Raw genomic sequence first — 14,370 nt, 5'->3', positions numbered from 1 at the left:
CCCCTTCACTCGTGAATAGAAAAGGGCTGCCACGCGCAGCCCTTTTATTCTGAATGCATGACCGGAACGCCCTATCGTGGCAGACTTGCTCCTTCGCCCACAGGGCTTCTGCATCTTGGCCATGCACGGACCTTTTTCATCGCAGCGGAACGTGCCGCAGCCGGAACACTGATCCTCCGCAACGACGATCTCGACACGCAGCGTTCCCGTCCGGAATTCGTTGACGCCATGTTGGAAGACCTCGCATGGCTCGGCATCCGCTGGGCAGAAGGCCCGCAGCCTGGCGGCACGGAAACAGGCAGCTTTGGCCCCTACGCCCAAAGCCAGCGCGGCCACCTGTACGCTGCCGCCTTCCAGCAACTCCGCGAAGCCGGTTTCCTCTATCCCTGCATCTGTTCCCGCAAAGACCTTCTCTCCGCTCCGCACGCGCCCCACGCGGAGGACGAAGACGAACCGCTCTACCCCGGCACCTGCCGTGCAAGAAACCCAAAATCAGACGAAGCCGCCTCGTGGCGGTTACGCGTAACCGACGGCGAAGAAATCCACTTCCATGACGCCCTGCTCGGTCCGCAAAAATTTATCGCAGGCCGTGACTTCGGAGACTTCGTCGTCATGCGTCGGGACGGCGTCCCCAGCTACCAGCTTGCTTGCGTAGTGGACGACGCGGCCATGCAGATCACAGAAGTCGTACGCGGTCGCGACCTTCTCCGCTCCACCGCAAGACAGATCCTGCTGCTTCGCGCCCTTGGCCACCCCATCCCTGCATACGCCCACGTAGAACTCATGCGCAACGAACAAGGCGAACGTCTCGCTAAACGTGACGCCGCTCGCAGCCTGCGTTATCTGCGCGAATCCGGACTCACGCCTCAGGAAGTCCGCGAAATGGCTTTCGCCGGGATCGAATAACAACAGAAAAGGCCACCCGAAGGTAGCCCTTTCAAAAAAAGATGGTCGGGGAGAGAGGATTCGAACCTCCGACCCCCTGGTCCCGAACCAGGTGCTCTACCAGGCTGAGCCACTCCCCGATGCAAGGTGGATCGATTGGCAAAAGGAGCCGAGGGGCCTGATCGCCTCAGCAGCCAACCTGCTTAGTGTATCAGAGTTTTTCCGCCCAAACAGGCTGCAGAACAAAAGGGATAGGCACGCCGTCCCTCTCTCTCCAATTGCACTGGAATGATCGCGTTACCGCTTCTTCATACATCCTCGGCGCTCGCGGTTAAGTGCCGGATATGATCGATGCATGACAAAGACAGCCATCTCCTCACCCAACGCTCCTGCAGCCATTGGCCCTTACTCTCAGGCGATTCGCTCGGGCGATCTCCTTTTCGCGTCTGGACAGGTTGGCTTCGATCCCGTCACTGGCCTCGTCGTGGAAGGCGGCATGCCCGCCCAGACCGAACGCGTGCTCGCGAACATTGAAGCTCTGCTGACCGCTGCCGGACTTGGCTTTGCCGATGTCGTCAAAACCACCGTCTTCCTGAAGAACATGGAAGACTTCGCGACGATGAACGCTGCGTACGCAAAGCGCTTCGCTCCAGAAGGCGCCACACCACCGGCTCGCTCCACCATCGAAGTCGCCCGTCTGCCCAAGGACGCCCTCGTAGAAATCGAAATCGTCGCACGATTCCCAGCCAATTAACACTTCTCTGGGGTATTCGCGCTATGGTTCGTGAGCACCCCGGAAAGCGTCTAATACAACGGGAGAGGACCTCATGACAGAAAATCTGAAAGCTGATGCCACCGTTTCTCGCGGACCTCGCGTGCAGAAGACGGAAGCGGAATGGCGGCAACTCCTGACCCCGGAACAGTTTCATGTTCTGCGCGAAAAAGGAACGGAACGCGCCTTCACCGGTGCGCTCTATGACAATCACGAAGACGGCGTCTACCACTGCGGCGCCTGCGACGCTCCGCTCTTCAAGAGCGACACCAAGTTCGACAGCGGCTCGGGCTGGCCCAGCTTCTTTGAGCCGGTTTCGCCGGATGCCATCGAAGCCATTGAAGACAACAGCCACGGCATGCGCCGCGTAGAAGTCGTCTGCGCCAACTGCGGTTCGCACCTGGGACACGTCTTCCCGGACGGCCCCAACCCTACAGGACTGCGCTACTGCATCAACTCCGCATCGCTGAACTTCGACGAAGCCGCAAAGTAACCTCGTCGCAAATCACAAAGGAAAAGGCCGGTGAAAGCCGGCCTTTTTCTTTTTGTCATCAAGGACAACGCCGCTTCATCAATCGCTTGCTCAGGGCCACAGTCTGCGCATCATCCGCCGGTTCCTGATCTTCGTCCGTCACACGCCCGGTCCGCAGATTCACAGTGTATGTCCCTACCTCCATGACGCCACGGCCCGGCTGCTTTGCCGTTACCCTCACATGCACCGTGTCTCCCGCCGTATCCACCAAAACAGGCGTCAGCACCGCGTGCAGGTTGTCATGAAATGCACGCGCATTCGGCGTGAAGACCGCGAGCTGCTTTGCGTCTGCGGCCGTCAGTATGGCTGGACAGCCATAGGAAAACGCAGACATCGGCAGCAACAATAGCGCAATCGCTCCGAAACACCGCACAGCACAGACAGAAAACATCAGCGCCCGAACAGCTCCTTTAAACGCACAATGTGATTGCGGTCATGCCCTGCAATCATCTCCAGCAACTCCGACAGCGGAAATGTTCCGCGCTCCGGATGCGTCAGCAGATTCCCAAACTCCTCTGGCGCAACCGCATTCAGCACCGCAAGGTTCCACTCGCGCAATGTAAGAAATGTTCGCAGACTAAGCTCCGCTGAGTATGCGGCATAACGCGTCGCCCACACATCCTGATCGAACGGAGCCACCGCAGCGCCCGGTTTTTCCAGCGCATGCCGTATGCGCCACGCCCAAACCAATTCGCAGTCCGCCAGGTGCGCCAGAATCTCGCGCACACTCCATTTGCCCGGCGCAGTGGGCGCATCCATCTGCTCCGTTGTCATGCCGCCAAGCAGCGATTGCAGCTCCGCAGGTGTGGACTTCATAATTTCCACCGCGTCGCGGCCTTCCAGGTAACTTGCATAGGGGTTCATGCGAACACTGTAACGCGGGTTAAGGTAGTTGAGGTGACCGAACTGCAATCAAACAACCGCCGCGCCCTCTGGCAAATCTTCACCGCTGCCTTCGTCGTGCGCGTGCTGTACATTCTGCTGGCCCACACCTTCAAGGTCCGGCCCAGCGATGATCACTTTGAATTTGGCTGGGAGATGGGTCGTATCGGTCGCGCGCTCGCCACCGGACACGGTTACAGCGATCCCTTCACCGGACACACCGGCCCCACAGCATGGGTTCCGCCGGGCTACACGCTTCTGGTCGGCGGCGTCTTCCGCATCTTTGGCGTCTACTCAAAACTCTCCGCCTTCGTCCTGCTCACCATCAACTCCCTGCTCTCCGCGCTCACCGCCGTCTTCTGCTACGAGATTGGCCTGCGCTGCTTCAATCGCCGTGTCGCACTATGGAGCGGCTGGCTCTGGGCGCTCTATCCCGCGGCAATGCAATACGCGGTCCGCTGGATCTGGGAGATGACCGCCACCACCTGCATCTTCACCGCACTACTCGTCCTAATGCTGCGCATGCGCGGCATCGGCGACAACGAACGGTCAGAACAAACATGGCAACAATGGGCCGCATTCGGCCTGCTCTGGGGCGTACTCGCCATGGTCAATCCATCGCCCCTGATCATGCTTCCGGTGATGGCGCTCTACATCCTCTTTGCACCGCAATGGCAAACCAAACGCCTGGCTCACGCAGCCTTGGCGGGCGTTCTCTTCCTCGCCGTCATTGCACCTTGGACCGCACGCAACTACGCCGTCTTCCACCGCTTCATTCCTCTGCGTGACAACTTCGGCGCGGAAAACTACGAGGGCAACTCCGACTGGTCCACCGGCTTCCCCTGGGGCCGCACCGTGCCGCTGGAGAACCACCAGATCCTCGCCGAATATGCAAGCATGGGCGAACCCGCATGGGCCGCCGACCGCGCCGTCAAAGCCAACGCATGGATCAAGGCGCACCCCGGCCGCTTCCTAAAACTCAGCATGAAACGCGCATGGATGTACTGGATGGGCGTGCCCAAAAGCGTGGAAGAAGCAGGTGTCCTCGAATACTTCCGCCTGATGAGCTTCCAGTTCCTCTCACTCTGCGGCATCTTCGGCGCAGTGCTCGCAGCATGGCGCAGAAAACCCGCGGCATGGGTCTTCCTGTCCGCATTTCTGCTGCTCCCCCTGCCGTATTACATGGTCACCGTGCAGGCCCGCTTCCGCCACACGCTGGAACCACTCATCTGCATCCTCGGCGTCTACCTCTTCCAATCCGCCGAACGCCGCCACACCAAAGAAACCGCCTAAAAGCGAGGGGCGCAGCCTAAGCCTGCGCCCCTCGCGTAATAGCTGCGAAACGATTACCCCTTCGCCAGCTCTTCCTTCACAATCGAGCTCACCAGCTTGTTATCCACGTGCAAGCCATCCGCCATGATCCGTTGCTGCACCACGCGCATGGCAGGCCCCATATCCTTCGGCCCCGGCTTCGCGCCATCATTCGCCATGGTGTGCAGCGCACCCTGCACAATTGCGCGGATCTCTTCCTCGCTGGCGGTCTGTGGCATGTAGGTTTCCAGCATCTTGATCTCGTCTTGTTCCTTCTGCGCCAGTTCCGGACGATTTCCCTTGGCAAACTGCTCCGCAGCATCCTTCCGCTGCTTCACCATCGTCTGCAGCACGGCCAGCTCTTCGGATTCCGTCAGCGCCTCGCGCTTGTCGATCTCCTTGCTTTTCAGCGCGGACTTCACCATGCGCAGCGTTTCCGTGCGAAAGCTATCCTTTGCTTTCATCGCTTCAATGATGTCTTTGCCGATCTTTTCTCCGATAGCCATCGTTCAAACCTTCTTTCAGCTTGAGTTTACCGCCGATAGCGACAAGAAATCGTTCACTTGCTGACTCGTCACCCCGCTGACTCGCTAAACTAGAAGCATGATCCGCAAAACACGCCTGTTCACGCCCGGTCCGACGCCCCTGCTTCCCGCTGCACAGTTTGCCATGGCAGCCGCGGACATTCACCACCGCACGCCCGAGTTCCGCGCCCTGTATTCGCGCGTCCTCGCTCAGTTGAAGGACTTCGTCGGCACCAAGAACGACGTCATCATCCTGTCCTCCTCGGGCACGGGAGCCATGGAAGCCTCCGTCTCGAACCTGACCTCGCCCGGCGACCGTGTTCTGGTCCTCACCGCAGGCAAGTTCGGCGAGCGCTGGACGGCTCTTGCCAAGGCCTTCGGTTGCTCCGTCGACGTCGTCAGCAAGCCCTACGGCCAGACCTTTGACCTGAACGAAGTCAAGGAAGCTCTCAAGCTTGAGACCCGCGCCGTTTTCATGCAGGCCAGCGAAACCTCCACCGGCACCAGCCACGACGTGGAAGGCGTTGCCAAGCTCCTGAAGGAAGTCAACAGCGAAGCGCTGCTCATCGTCGACGCCATCACCGGCCTCGGCACCACCCCGCTCGACATGGACGCATGGGGTGTTGACGTGCTCGTCGGCGGATCGCAGAAGGCCGTCATGATCCCGCCGGGACTCAGCTATCTGGCCGTCAGCGAACGTGCATGGGAGCGCATGGAAGGCACCTACAATCCGCGCTACTACTTCGACCTCCGCAAGGAGCGCAAGAACGCAAAGAACGGCGAAAGCGCATACACCCCTGCAGTTGCACTCATCGCCGCTCTCGGCGCTGCGCTGGACTACATTGCGGGTCAGGCTGACGGCGATCTCGCCGCGGGCCGCGCCAAGCTCGTAGACAACGCACAGGTCATCGCCAAGATGACGCGTGAAGCCTGCGTTGCCCTCGGATTCAAGCTCTTCTCCACTTCGCCGTCGCCCGCCGCAACCGCGGTACTCGCGCCGGAAGGCGTGGATTCGGGCGTGATTGTGAAGGCGCTGAAGACACGCTTCGGAGCCATCATCACCAACGGCCAGGGCGAAATGAAGGGCCAGCTCTTCCGCATCGCTCACCTCGGCTTCTTCGACTACCTGGACACCATGGCGCTCCTCTCCGCACTGGAGCAGGTTGCAGTAACCGACCTGAAGCTGCCCAACGTCCAGTTCGGCACCGCGCTCATCCCAGCGCAGAAGGTCTTCGCCGAAGCTGCTGCAAAGTAATCGCCACCCAGGCAAACAGAAAGGCCCTGCAAATCGCAGGGCCTTTTTCATGTTCTGGGACGGAGCAAATTAGAAGATCTTTTTCACTCCCTTACCAATGCCGCGACCGGTTCCTTTCACAACTTTCCCGGTTCCCTTACCCGCGCCCACACCAACATCTTTTGCGCCTTTGCCTGCGCCAACACCTACATTTTCAGCGGCACCAACCGGATGCAAGGTAACAAGGTCGCCAGCACCTTTGCCCACGCCTTCCGCGGCCTGTCCTGCCCCCTTGCCAGCACCTTTGCCAATGTCGCCAGTACCACTGCCGACATCGCCGCCGGGACTCCGTCCCTTCTGCGCTTGTGGTTGCGTAGATTGCTGATTGTTATTTCCAGATGTCTGTTGCTGCCCCTGCACAAGTAAGGGTGCTGACGTCGACGCTGCAAGAAGAAGCAAAACCGCAAACCGCATGGCGAAAATACCTCTGTACTTTTGGATGCGCAGCATCTTCAACAAACACATCCGGCCGTACGCGCCATTTCAGTGCTTCTCCTGCAAGGCCTCGGCTGAATCTGCATTCACATCAAACAACCGGCAGCCTTCCGTGATCTGGTGAAAACGATAACTAGGGTGCATAAACAACCCCACACGCGCATCGCCAGAGCCCCACACTTCCTGCACCAGCCAAACACCATCATTACGAGGAGCCGTGATGATATGCAGCAGAAATCCCTTATGAATATTGGCTAAAAGCCCGCCCGCCAATTTCACATCGCGCACACCATGCACATTCGTATCCTGCACATGACCCGTCGCTTCATCCACGGCAATGGTGCCTTCCATTGCCTGCACGGCTTTCTCAATCATGCCGCTGGCCTTCGCCTGCGGATTGCCTACGCCGTCAAACAAGATCGTCGAACGCCCATTGATCATCACGCGCCGTTCGTTCGTTAACTTAATTAACTTCAAAATCTGCGCCTGCGAAATGCCCATCTCATTGGGCTTTCCTGCCTCCGCATCCTGGATCTGTTTCTTAACCTTGTCGATCTCTTTCTTCGCATCGTGTTCACTCAGCGGTTTGCCGTTGTGCGTTACGGTCTGCGTAATCTGCCGCGCCTTCGCAAAGAAAATCTCGCGCTCATCCGCATCGATCTTCTTCTGGTTTCCCTTGCCGTCCAGTTCAATCGTCTCTGTACGGATACGGCACAGGTAGCGTTCCCTTTGTGCCTCCGTAGCCTTGTTCACCTCCAGCGCCCGCGTGCGCAGACTCTCAAGATCCGGCAACGGCTTGTTCGTCTGGGAGGAGGCGGCGGTAACCGTAAGCAGGACAAAGGGGAGGACTCTGCGCATGGAAATCATCATCGCATTCATAAGACGCCTCGGAATGAAAATGGAACCGCGAAATCAATCCGCGCGTACCCTGTCACTGGAAGGACAACTTTCCACGGGCGCAAGCGTCCATTGGAATGGTTGCGGTGTGGGCGCCTGACGCCCCACCGGAAAGGCAACAATGACACAGCAGGAAGAGCAGCTTCTCAACGGCCTCATTGAACGTGTGAATTCCACCCAGCTTCAAACCAAGGACACCGAGGCGGAACGCCTGCTCCAGACGCGTTTCAGCCAGAATCCTGACGCGCTCTACATCCTCTGCCAGACCGTGCTGGTGCAGCAGTTTGCCATGGAAAAATCGCAAACGGACCTGCAGGCTGCGCGCGAAGAAATCGAGCGACTCAGGCAGTCCGGTAGTGGCGAAAAGCACGGCAGTTTCCTCGGCAACCCCTTTGGCCTCAACAAGGAAGAAGAACCCCAGCAGGCGCCGCAGCCGCCAGCGCAATACAACAACCCCACCGGAACCAGCGCAGGCAACGCCAACTACGCCCCGGTACGCAACGCGCCTCCGTCATACACGCAGCCCACCGGCTATTACCCACCACAGGCCTATACACCGCAGCCAGGTTATCCGCCGCCTCCGCAGGCATACCCAGGCTACCCGCCGCAGGGTGGCTATTATGGCGGTGGCTACCCTGCTCCGCCCATGGGCGGAGGCATGTTCGGCGGCGGTGGCGGCTTCCTGCAAGGAGCCATGCAGACTGCCGCTGGCGTCGTCGCAGGTGAAATGGCCTTCCGCGCGCTGGAAGACGTCTTCTCCAGCGGCCATGAACGCGGATTCACCGGCGGCGAAACCGTAAACAACTACTACGACAACTCAGGTGACCGCGACACAGGCGGTGGCTTCGGCGATCGTCTCGCCCAGGCCGACGGTTATGACGGCAACATATCCTCCGACATCGAAGACCGTCGCGGTGCATCCCAAGGCTTCTTCGACGGCGGCGACAACAGCGGCTCCAACGCCTTCGCCGACGACAACAGCAACTTCGACGACTCCAGCAGTTACGACGACGGCGGCAGTGACTTCGGCGGAAACGACGACAGCAGCTTCTAAGGCAGTATTTTCAGGGATAAGGACTGCACTCCATTCCGGAAGTGCAGTCCCTACATCCAAGTCTCACTGCGCCTGTTTCTTCGCCACAACGCTATAGCCTTCCGGCGGACGAAACCACTTCGCCTCCGGTTCGCTCGTCGTAATCTCCGTCGTCACAAAACGTTGCTCTCCCAGTGAAGGCGACTGCACGATAGAAATCAGATTGAAGCCGAGCTGCGCAGAATATTTCATCTCGCGGTAGTACGTCATCGTCTGCGAGTTTCCCATCGCACCCGCCTGTACCGTAACCGTATCCCGATACGCGTGGACTGGAACGCCCTTCACTGTATCCGCACCCAGATCCTCATGCTGCCTGTACGCCCGACCGCCTGAAACCGGCCCGGACTTCGTCATGGAAGGTGGCTCCTTGAGTGGCGGCGCGTCCTCATGTGGCCCCGACGTACACACACGCGTGCGCGCATTGCACTCGTAATAGAGGTTCGCAACTGGATCATCAATCTGGATCCAGCTCATTTGCGAACGAGCATTCGTACCTTTCGGCACCAACAGCCAGCGCTCCATGTAAATGCGGCCTTCGCTATCGCGCTTAATGGGCCGCGAATTTACTGCAGTCATGGTTCCACCGCTCAACAGCGGTCGCGTCCATTCCGTAGCAAGTTGCAGACTGAAAGGAGCACCCTTCACGTTGGGCACATAGATGCTCTCCAGCACCTCCTGCCCACGTCCAAAGTAGCTCACACCGCCATCCTCTTGCTGGGCACATGCCGACGCACACAGCGCCAGAAAACACACCACACAGATACCGCGTGACAGTTTCATAGCGAGCTAGTCTACACCCCGCAGATTACTGCGTAACCCGCTCCCAGAAGCTACTGGAAAGAAGCGGATCCTTATACCGGGCAAACTGTTGCCACTGCGGATAACTCTTCTGGAACTGCGCTGCCGTCATACGCGCATCCTTCGCGGGATACAGCTTACCGCCGTAATCCAGCGTCATGCTCGCCAGGCGATCAAACAGTGGAAAGCTCTTACCCGGCTTGATGGGAAAGTCCAGCGCCAGCGTAATGCCAGCCTGCGGAAAACTCATCATGCCCGGCGACTTCACATCGCCAAATGCCTTCAGCACCGCAAGGAAACTCGCAAGGCCGCTCTTCGACACTTCATTCAGAATGGCAATCGTGCCTTCGCGCGCGCTCTCCCACGGAATGGCGTATTGGAACTGCAGCAGACCACTCTTGCCATACATGCGATTCCAATGCAGAACCTTGTCCAACGGATAGAAGAACGGCTCGTAATCCTGCAACGCACGCACACGCTGCTTGATCTGCTTATGGAAGAACACCGTGTTGAACGCAGACACAGTCATGGAGTTCAGTGCCTGTCCCGGCAGATCCATCGGAAACACCAGCTTCGGCTCCGGCGACGGCGTCAGCTTATCCGGAATCTTCGAGTGGTCACCCAGCATGAACACACCACGCGCAAAGTTCTTGCCAGTGCCCGTGCAGTCCACCCAGCTCACGGTGTACTCAATGTGCTTGTACTGCTCCGTCAGAGCCAGGAACTCGTCCACGCCGTGGAACTGGATTCCCTCGTAATCAATCAGCCGCGAGACAATCGGCTTCAGCTTGATCTGCACCCACGTCAACACGCCCGTCAGGCCCAGGCCACCAATCGTGGCGTCAAACCAATCCGGGTTGTCCGTGGGCGAGCAGTGCATCCGCGTACCATCGCTGCGCACCAGCTCAAACTGCGTCACATGGCAACCGAACGTACCGTTCACATGATGATTCTTGCCGTGAATGTCATTGGCAATCGCGCCGCCAAGCGTCACATACTTCGTTCCAGGCGACACCGGCAGAAAGTATCCACGCGGTACCGCAAAATCCAGCAGCTGAGCCAGCGTCAACCCCGCCTCGGCCGTCAGAATGCCGTTCTCCTGATCCCAATCCAGAAGGCGATTCATACCCGTTGCATTCAGCAGGAAACCATCCTTCAGCAGACAGCTATCGCCATAGCTTCGGCCCATACCCACGGCCAACGCGCCCGCTGGCATGCCGTCATACTTCTTCACCACGGCGGGATAATCCGTCTGCCACGTTAGCGGCACCACGGTCGCGTTGTAATTCGGATACCGTCCCCAGGAGCTAAACGGCGCCTTACCTTCAAATTGATCATCCGAGTGCGATTCAGGACGCACCGGCGGTACATCCGCTGGCACAGTACGATGCTGCAGTTCCGGAGATTGAACGGGGGTATCCATTAACTCCAGTCTACCGGAGCACCGTCAAATCCCTTCCAAATTTGTCGTGAATGCGTGCCATCAAAACCAACGCTGCTAGGATATGCGGCATGCAGGCAAGCGAGCAGGAACTTGTTCTCTACTACCGCGATATGGAAGACGAACCTCTGCTCCATGCAGCCAGAACAAGAAACGACCTCTCAGAAACAGCACAGGACGTCCTCAAAAGAGAGTTAGCATCCCGCCGCCTTCCAATGCCGCCACTGGCGGGTGAGCCTGATTCAGAAGAAACTCCCGACGAGAAGATCGTCACACTGCGAACCTTCGTTGATTTCTCAGAAGCCATGGCCGCAAGAGCAGCCCTGGAAGCCGCTGACATACCCTGCTTCCTGCGCGATGAAAATCTCCTCCGCAATGCCTGGCACCTGAGTGGCTTCGTCGGATACGCGCGCCTGGACATTCGTGAACGTGACCGCGAAGCAGCAGAGCAGGCTCTCGACCCTACAGAAGAAGACACCGAAGACGTGGAATAAGTCAGCGAGAACAAGCTCCCGGAACCACATCCACAGAGTTCACCGTCAACGGCAGTGGAGTTCCCTTCACAAACGGCTGCGCAGGCGTTATCTCAAACGACTCATCCTTCCCCACAGCAACCTTCTCCGCAGCACCGTCACGCAGCACGACTTCGCGCGCCTTACCCGCTGCAACAAACGCAACCTTTCCCTCGCCGCTCACATGGAATGTCATCGTCGAACATCCCTGCGGCACCAGCCAGCGCAACTTATAAAGCGTCTTCTTCGCCTCATAACCTTCGCCGTTGTAATTCCAGAACATCTCTGCATTCTTCGTGTTCAACGTGTACGGCGCATCGCCCTTCGCCACCAACACCTTGTCCAGCAACAACGCGCCTTCATACTTCACCGCAATCACCGGCAGATAACCTCGTGGCAGCGCATCTGCGGCCACAACCGCATCGCTGCCAGATCTCTCCACCTTCAGCGCACTGCCTGACGACATCACCTTCGCAGAAACAAAATGCGTGCGCCCAGCCAACGGCAGCCGCAACTTCCCATCCTTTGGCAACGACTTCACAAACAGATACACCGTTCCTGGCTTCACCGTGGCATAACCAAAATCAAGCTGTGCAAACGGCGAAGCCTGCGTGCCATAGATTGCTTCTTCATTTGGCTTCAGCCACGCGCCAACACCACGCAACACATCCGCCTCATAAGGCACAACACTGCCATCACCTTCCGGCCCAATGTTCAGGATGTAATTCCCACCGCGGCTCACCACCTGCACCAGCTTCAGAATGTTCTCGTTGATCTTGCCTTGAACATCCTTCCGCACCTGCCACGAGCGATAGCCCCACGTCGCGTTGAACATCGAAGCAGGCGTCTGCCACGGCTCATCCAGCCCATACTGCGGCACTTCGTTGTCGCCCATCACGGTAAAGTCGCCTTCGTAATTCCACACGCGCCCACTCACCATCGTCTGCGGCTGCAGCTTATGCACAGTCGTCGCAAACAGATCACTCTGCGCAGGCGTGGGCTTACCCATGTCAAACCATATCTCGCGAATCGGCCCGTACTGCGTCATCAACTCGCGCAACTGGGCCACGTTGAACTTCGCATGCGCATCGCTTAGTGGATTGCTGTTCGTGGGAATGTACGTATCCATTCCCGGCTCATGCCAGTCAATCGACGAGTAATACACACCAAACCCAATACCACCGCGCTTACACGCATCCGCAAGCTCCTTCACTATGTCGCGGTGATAAGGCGTGGCATCCACCACGTTGTACTTCGTCTGCGCGGTGTGAAACATGTTGAAGCCATCATGATGCTTTGAAGTAATCACAATGAACTTCATCCCCGCATCCTTCGCCAGTTTCACAATGGCATCCGGGTCCCACTTCGTTGGATTGAACGTCTTCGCTGTCGCGGCGTATTCATCCAGCGGGATCGGCGCATTCGCCATAATCTGTTCACTGTAGCCGTTGTCGATCTGCTTGCCCTTCCACATGCCGCCAAGCTGCGAATACAACCCAAAGTGGATGAACATGCCAAACTTCTGCCCCTGCCACTGTTGCACCGTCTGCGCAGAAGGCCGCGGCAATGAACGAGGCTGCGGCCTGTCCTGCACAGCATGTTGCGCAAACAGAGAAGACGAAACTACCGCGGCAGCCACAAGAGGAAGAAACTTCATCCCCGCATCATAGCTGTTGTTACTGCGTCTTGCGCGCCGCTTCAATCGCGGAAGTCGTATACATCTCCCACTCCCACGGCGTCACCGTATCGCCAAAGATCGTCTCCAGCAGAGGCTGAAATGCAAACTCTCCATTATCCGAATTGGTCAGCAGAATCATGCAGTCTTTGCGACGCGTGAAGCACACCATGTAGTTCTGCGCGCCATCGCCATGACCTTCTTTGAATAACGCAGGACCAAACTTCGTCTTAGTCAACAAGCCCCAGCCAAGCCCATACGCCAAGCCCACCTGCTTTGCTTCTGTACCTTCCGGCTCGTCCTTCGCCAACGCAAACTGGTGCAGCGTATCTATCTTCACCTGTGGCGTCAGCATCTTCTTTTCAGTTGCAGCGTCAATGATCTTTCCTGCAAACAACGCCTCCACAAAACGCCCAAGATCGGCAGCGCTTGAAGCCATGTTGCCACTGGCACGCGCAGGAAACCGTTTGGTCTGCGAATGAAATTTCTCGTCCTTATCAAAACGATCCGCAACATCCTCCGCAAAACGAGCCTGATAAATCTCTGACGTCCGTGTCATCTGCAACGGCCCAAAGATCGCATCCTGCATCAGTATGTCCAGAGTTTTCCCCTGTTGCTGTTCAATCGCAAATTGCACCAGGTTCAAACATTCACCTGAATACGAATAATGATCTCCCGGCTCAAAATGAAACCGCAGTTTTTTATCCGGCTCCTGCATACTCACAATGTTCAGCAATCCACCTATATGCGATAGACACATACGCGGCGTCAGCTTCGCCCATCGCGGATCTTTCACAATCTCTGAAGCCGAATCTTTATAGGAGTCGTATTCATTCCACGGCTTTGGTAACTGCTGCGGCATCGGCTTATCCAGATCGAACTTACCCTGTTGCACCAACTGCATCACATACGTCGCAAACACCGCTTTCGTAATCGAAGCAGCCCACGTCGTCGTATTCGTGGTCATTGGTAGATCGGGGTCTTTACGTCGCAAGCCATAGGCATAACTCCACACCGTCTTGCCATCGTTCACCACCACAATCTGCGCACCCGTCACATGGTTCGCGGCAAGCGTCTTAGCAGCAAACTGCTCTGCTTCCGCGACCGATATATGGCTACCATCCAGCTTGCGAATGTTCTGCGCAGGCGCAACTACAGCAGCCGAAAGAACAGCCCACGAAAGAACGGCACGAGCGATCATGCCAACACCATACGCGTGCCACATCCGGATCGTTCCATGATTCTTTGCAAAAAGAACGCAGCACCCACGATAGGTGCTGCGTTCTGCTTCTACGTTTTAACCTGTCGTCATTCTGAGC

The 14,370-nt window shown here is 57.7% G+C and carries 16 protein-coding genes and 1 tRNA gene; 7 read left to right on the top strand and 10 right to left on the bottom strand.

Going from position 1 to position 14,370, the window contains the following annotated elements; all coding sequences use genetic code 11:
* Nucleotides 1-57: 57 nt before the first annotated feature.
* Entirely contained in the window at nucleotides 58-906 is an 849-nt protein-coding gene (gene gluQRS / locus JAO32_RS16425) for a tRNA glutamyl-Q(34) synthetase GluQRS (RefSeq protein WP_334242377.1), read from the top strand.
* A gap of 42 nt (nucleotides 907-948) precedes the next feature.
* Here the strand turns inward: gluQRS and JAO32_RS16420 are convergent.
* Nucleotides 949-1,025, bottom strand: a tRNA-Pro gene (locus tag JAO32_RS16420).
* Nucleotides 1,026-1,240: 215 nt separating this feature from the next.
* Here JAO32_RS16420 and JAO32_RS16415 point away from each other — a divergent pair.
* Together JAO32_RS16415 and msrB are read left to right on the top strand one after the other, a co-directional pair.
* Entirely contained in the window at nucleotides 1,241-1,639 is a 399-nt protein-coding gene (locus tag JAO32_RS16415) for a Rid family detoxifying hydrolase (protein WP_334242376.1), read from the top strand.
* A gap of 73 nt (nucleotides 1,640-1,712) precedes the next feature.
* A complete protein-coding gene (gene msrB, locus JAO32_RS16410) occupies nucleotides 1,713-2,150 on the top strand; it encodes a peptide-methionine (R)-S-oxide reductase MsrB (RefSeq protein WP_334242374.1) in 438 nt (145 codons plus the stop codon).
* A 58-nt stretch (nucleotides 2,151-2,208) separates the two neighbouring features.
* On the opposite strand, the gene JAO32_RS16405 is transcribed toward msrB, so the two are convergent.
* Both JAO32_RS16405 and JAO32_RS16400 read right to left on the bottom strand, forming a co-directional pair.
* The gene (locus tag JAO32_RS16405; RefSeq protein ID WP_334242372.1) at nucleotides 2,209-2,580 is read right to left on the bottom strand and encodes a hypothetical protein; all 372 of its coding nucleotides are present in this window, start codon (nucleotides 2,578-2,580) and stop codon (nucleotides 2,209-2,211) included.
* Nucleotides 2,580-3,053, bottom strand: a complete 474-nt coding sequence (locus tag JAO32_RS16400; protein WP_334242370.1) for a DinB family protein — start codon at nucleotides 3,051-3,053, stop codon at nucleotides 2,580-2,582. Before JAO32_RS16400 ends, JAO32_RS16405 begins: the two co-directional genes overlap by 1 nt.
* Nucleotides 3,054-3,086: 33 nt before the next feature.
* On the opposite strand from JAO32_RS16400, the gene JAO32_RS16395 reads away from it, so the two are divergent.
* Complete coding sequence (locus tag JAO32_RS16395) at nucleotides 3,087-4,364, top strand: ArnT family glycosyltransferase (protein WP_334242369.1); 1,278 nt, start codon at nucleotides 3,087-3,089, stop codon at nucleotides 4,362-4,364.
* A 53-nt stretch (nucleotides 4,365-4,417) separates the two neighbouring features.
* Here JAO32_RS16395 and JAO32_RS16390 read toward each other — a convergent pair whose 3' ends face one another.
* Nucleotides 4,418-4,888 carry a GatB/YqeY domain-containing protein gene (locus tag JAO32_RS16390; protein ID WP_334242367.1) on the bottom strand — a complete coding sequence of 157 codons (471 nt, stop codon included), beginning with the start codon at nucleotides 4,886-4,888 and terminating at the stop codon, nucleotides 4,418-4,420.
* A gap of 97 nt (nucleotides 4,889-4,985) precedes the next feature.
* Here JAO32_RS16390 and JAO32_RS16385 point away from each other — a divergent pair, with 97 nt between their 5' ends.
* Entirely contained in the window at nucleotides 4,986-6,161 is a 1,176-nt protein-coding gene (locus JAO32_RS16385) for a pyridoxal-phosphate-dependent aminotransferase family protein (protein WP_334242365.1), read from the top strand.
* Between the two features lie 69 nt (nucleotides 6,162-6,230).
* Here JAO32_RS16385 and JAO32_RS16380 read toward each other — a convergent pair whose 3' ends face one another.
* Together JAO32_RS16380 and JAO32_RS16375 are read right to left on the bottom strand one after the other, a co-directional pair.
* Nucleotides 6,231-6,614 (bottom strand): hypothetical protein, encoded by a 384-nt coding sequence (locus JAO32_RS16380; RefSeq protein ID WP_334242362.1) that lies wholly within the window; start codon nucleotides 6,612-6,614, stop codon nucleotides 6,231-6,233.
* Between the two features lie 69 nt (nucleotides 6,615-6,683).
* Nucleotides 6,684-7,493 carry a hypothetical protein gene (locus JAO32_RS16375; protein WP_334242360.1) on the bottom strand — a complete coding sequence of 270 codons (810 nt, stop codon included), beginning with the start codon at nucleotides 7,491-7,493 and terminating at the stop codon, nucleotides 6,684-6,686.
* A gap of 160 nt (nucleotides 7,494-7,653) precedes the next feature.
* On the opposite strand from JAO32_RS16375, the gene JAO32_RS16370 reads away from it, so the two are divergent.
* The gene (locus JAO32_RS16370) at nucleotides 7,654-8,586 is read left to right on the top strand and encodes a DUF2076 domain-containing protein (protein WP_334242358.1); all 933 of its coding nucleotides are present in this window, start codon (nucleotides 7,654-7,656) and stop codon (nucleotides 8,584-8,586) included.
* Nucleotides 8,587-8,649: 63 nt separating this feature from the next.
* Here JAO32_RS16370 and JAO32_RS16365 read toward each other — a convergent pair whose 3' ends face one another.
* Nucleotides 8,650-9,405, bottom strand: coding sequence for a hypothetical protein (locus JAO32_RS16365; RefSeq protein ID WP_334242356.1), 756 nt, complete (start codon nucleotides 9,403-9,405; stop codon nucleotides 8,650-8,652).
* Between the two features lie 25 nt (nucleotides 9,406-9,430).
* Complete coding sequence (locus JAO32_RS16360; RefSeq protein ID WP_334242439.1) at nucleotides 9,431-10,783, bottom strand: FAD-binding oxidoreductase; 1,353 nt, start codon at nucleotides 10,781-10,783, stop codon at nucleotides 9,431-9,433.
* A gap of 152 nt (nucleotides 10,784-10,935) precedes the next feature.
* Between JAO32_RS16360 and JAO32_RS16355 the strand changes: the two genes are divergently transcribed.
* Nucleotides 10,936-11,358 carry a putative signal transducing protein gene (locus tag JAO32_RS16355; RefSeq protein ID WP_334242354.1) on the top strand — a complete coding sequence of 141 codons (423 nt, stop codon included), beginning with the start codon at nucleotides 10,936-10,938 and terminating at the stop codon, nucleotides 11,356-11,358.
* A 1-nt stretch (nucleotide 11,359) separates the two neighbouring features.
* Here the strand turns inward: JAO32_RS16355 and JAO32_RS16350 are convergent, their stop codons facing one another.
* Nucleotides 11,360-13,033, bottom strand: a complete 1,674-nt coding sequence (locus JAO32_RS16350) for an alpha-L-fucosidase (protein WP_334242352.1) — start codon at nucleotides 13,031-13,033, stop codon at nucleotides 11,360-11,362.
* Nucleotides 13,034-13,052: 19 nt separating this feature from the next.
* The gene (locus JAO32_RS16345) at nucleotides 13,053-14,252 is read right to left on the bottom strand and encodes a serine hydrolase domain-containing protein (protein ID WP_334242350.1); all 1,200 of its coding nucleotides are present in this window, start codon (nucleotides 14,250-14,252) and stop codon (nucleotides 13,053-13,055) included.
* Nucleotides 14,253-14,370: the final 118 nt, after the last annotated feature.

This window comes from Terriglobus sp. ADX1, from assembly GCF_036877645.1.
GTDB lineage: Bacteria > Acidobacteriota > Terriglobia > Terriglobales > Acidobacteriaceae > Terriglobus.
Note: the sequence above shows the minus strand (reverse complement) of the source record. Positions and strands in the feature narration are given on the sequence as shown.

Bases quoted from the DNA above. Each gene is read 5' to 3' on its own strand.
- JAO32_RS16365 (WP_334242356.1), bottom strand. From the start codon at position 9,405: ATGAAACTGTCACGCGGTATCTGTGTGGTGTGTTTTCTGGCGCTGTGT.
- JAO32_RS16345 (WP_334242350.1), bottom strand. From the start codon at position 14,252: ATGATCGCTCGTGCCGTTCTTTCGTGGGCTGTTCTTTCGGCTGCTGTA.
- JAO32_RS16375 (WP_334242360.1), bottom strand. From the start codon at position 7,493: ATGCGCAGAGTCCTCCCCTTTGTCCTGCTTACGGTTACCGCCGCCTCC.
- JAO32_RS16400 (WP_334242370.1), bottom strand. From the start codon at position 3,053: ATGAACCCCTATGCAAGTTACCTGGAAGGCCGCGACGCGGTGGAAATT.
- JAO32_RS16385 (WP_334242365.1), top strand. From the start codon at position 4,986: ATGATCCGCAAAACACGCCTGTTCACGCCCGGTCCGACGCCCCTGCTT.
- JAO32_RS16350 (WP_334242352.1), bottom strand. From the start codon at position 13,033: ATGAAGTTTCTTCCTCTTGTGGCTGCCGCGGTAGTTTCGTCTTCTCTG.
- JAO32_RS16390 (WP_334242367.1), bottom strand. From the start codon at position 4,888: ATGGCTATCGGAGAAAAGATCGGCAAAGACATCATTGAAGCGATGAAA.
- JAO32_RS16370 (WP_334242358.1), top strand. From the start codon at position 7,654: ATGACACAGCAGGAAGAGCAGCTTCTCAACGGCCTCATTGAACGTGTG.
- JAO32_RS16380 (WP_334242362.1), bottom strand. From the start codon at position 6,614: ATGCGGTTTGCGGTTTTGCTTCTTCTTGCAGCGTCGACGTCAGCACCC.
- JAO32_RS16405 (WP_334242372.1), bottom strand. From the start codon at position 2,580: ATGTTTTCTGTCTGTGCTGTGCGGTGTTTCGGAGCGATTGCGCTATTG.
- JAO32_RS16355 (WP_334242354.1), top strand. From the start codon at position 10,936: ATGCAGGCAAGCGAGCAGGAACTTGTTCTCTACTACCGCGATATGGAA.
- JAO32_RS16415 (WP_334242376.1), top strand. From the start codon at position 1,241: ATGACAAAGACAGCCATCTCCTCACCCAACGCTCCTGCAGCCATTGGC.
- msrB (WP_334242374.1), top strand. From the start codon at position 1,713: ATGACAGAAAATCTGAAAGCTGATGCCACCGTTTCTCGCGGACCTCGC.
- gluQRS (WP_334242377.1), top strand. From the start codon at position 58: ATGACCGGAACGCCCTATCGTGGCAGACTTGCTCCTTCGCCCACAGGG.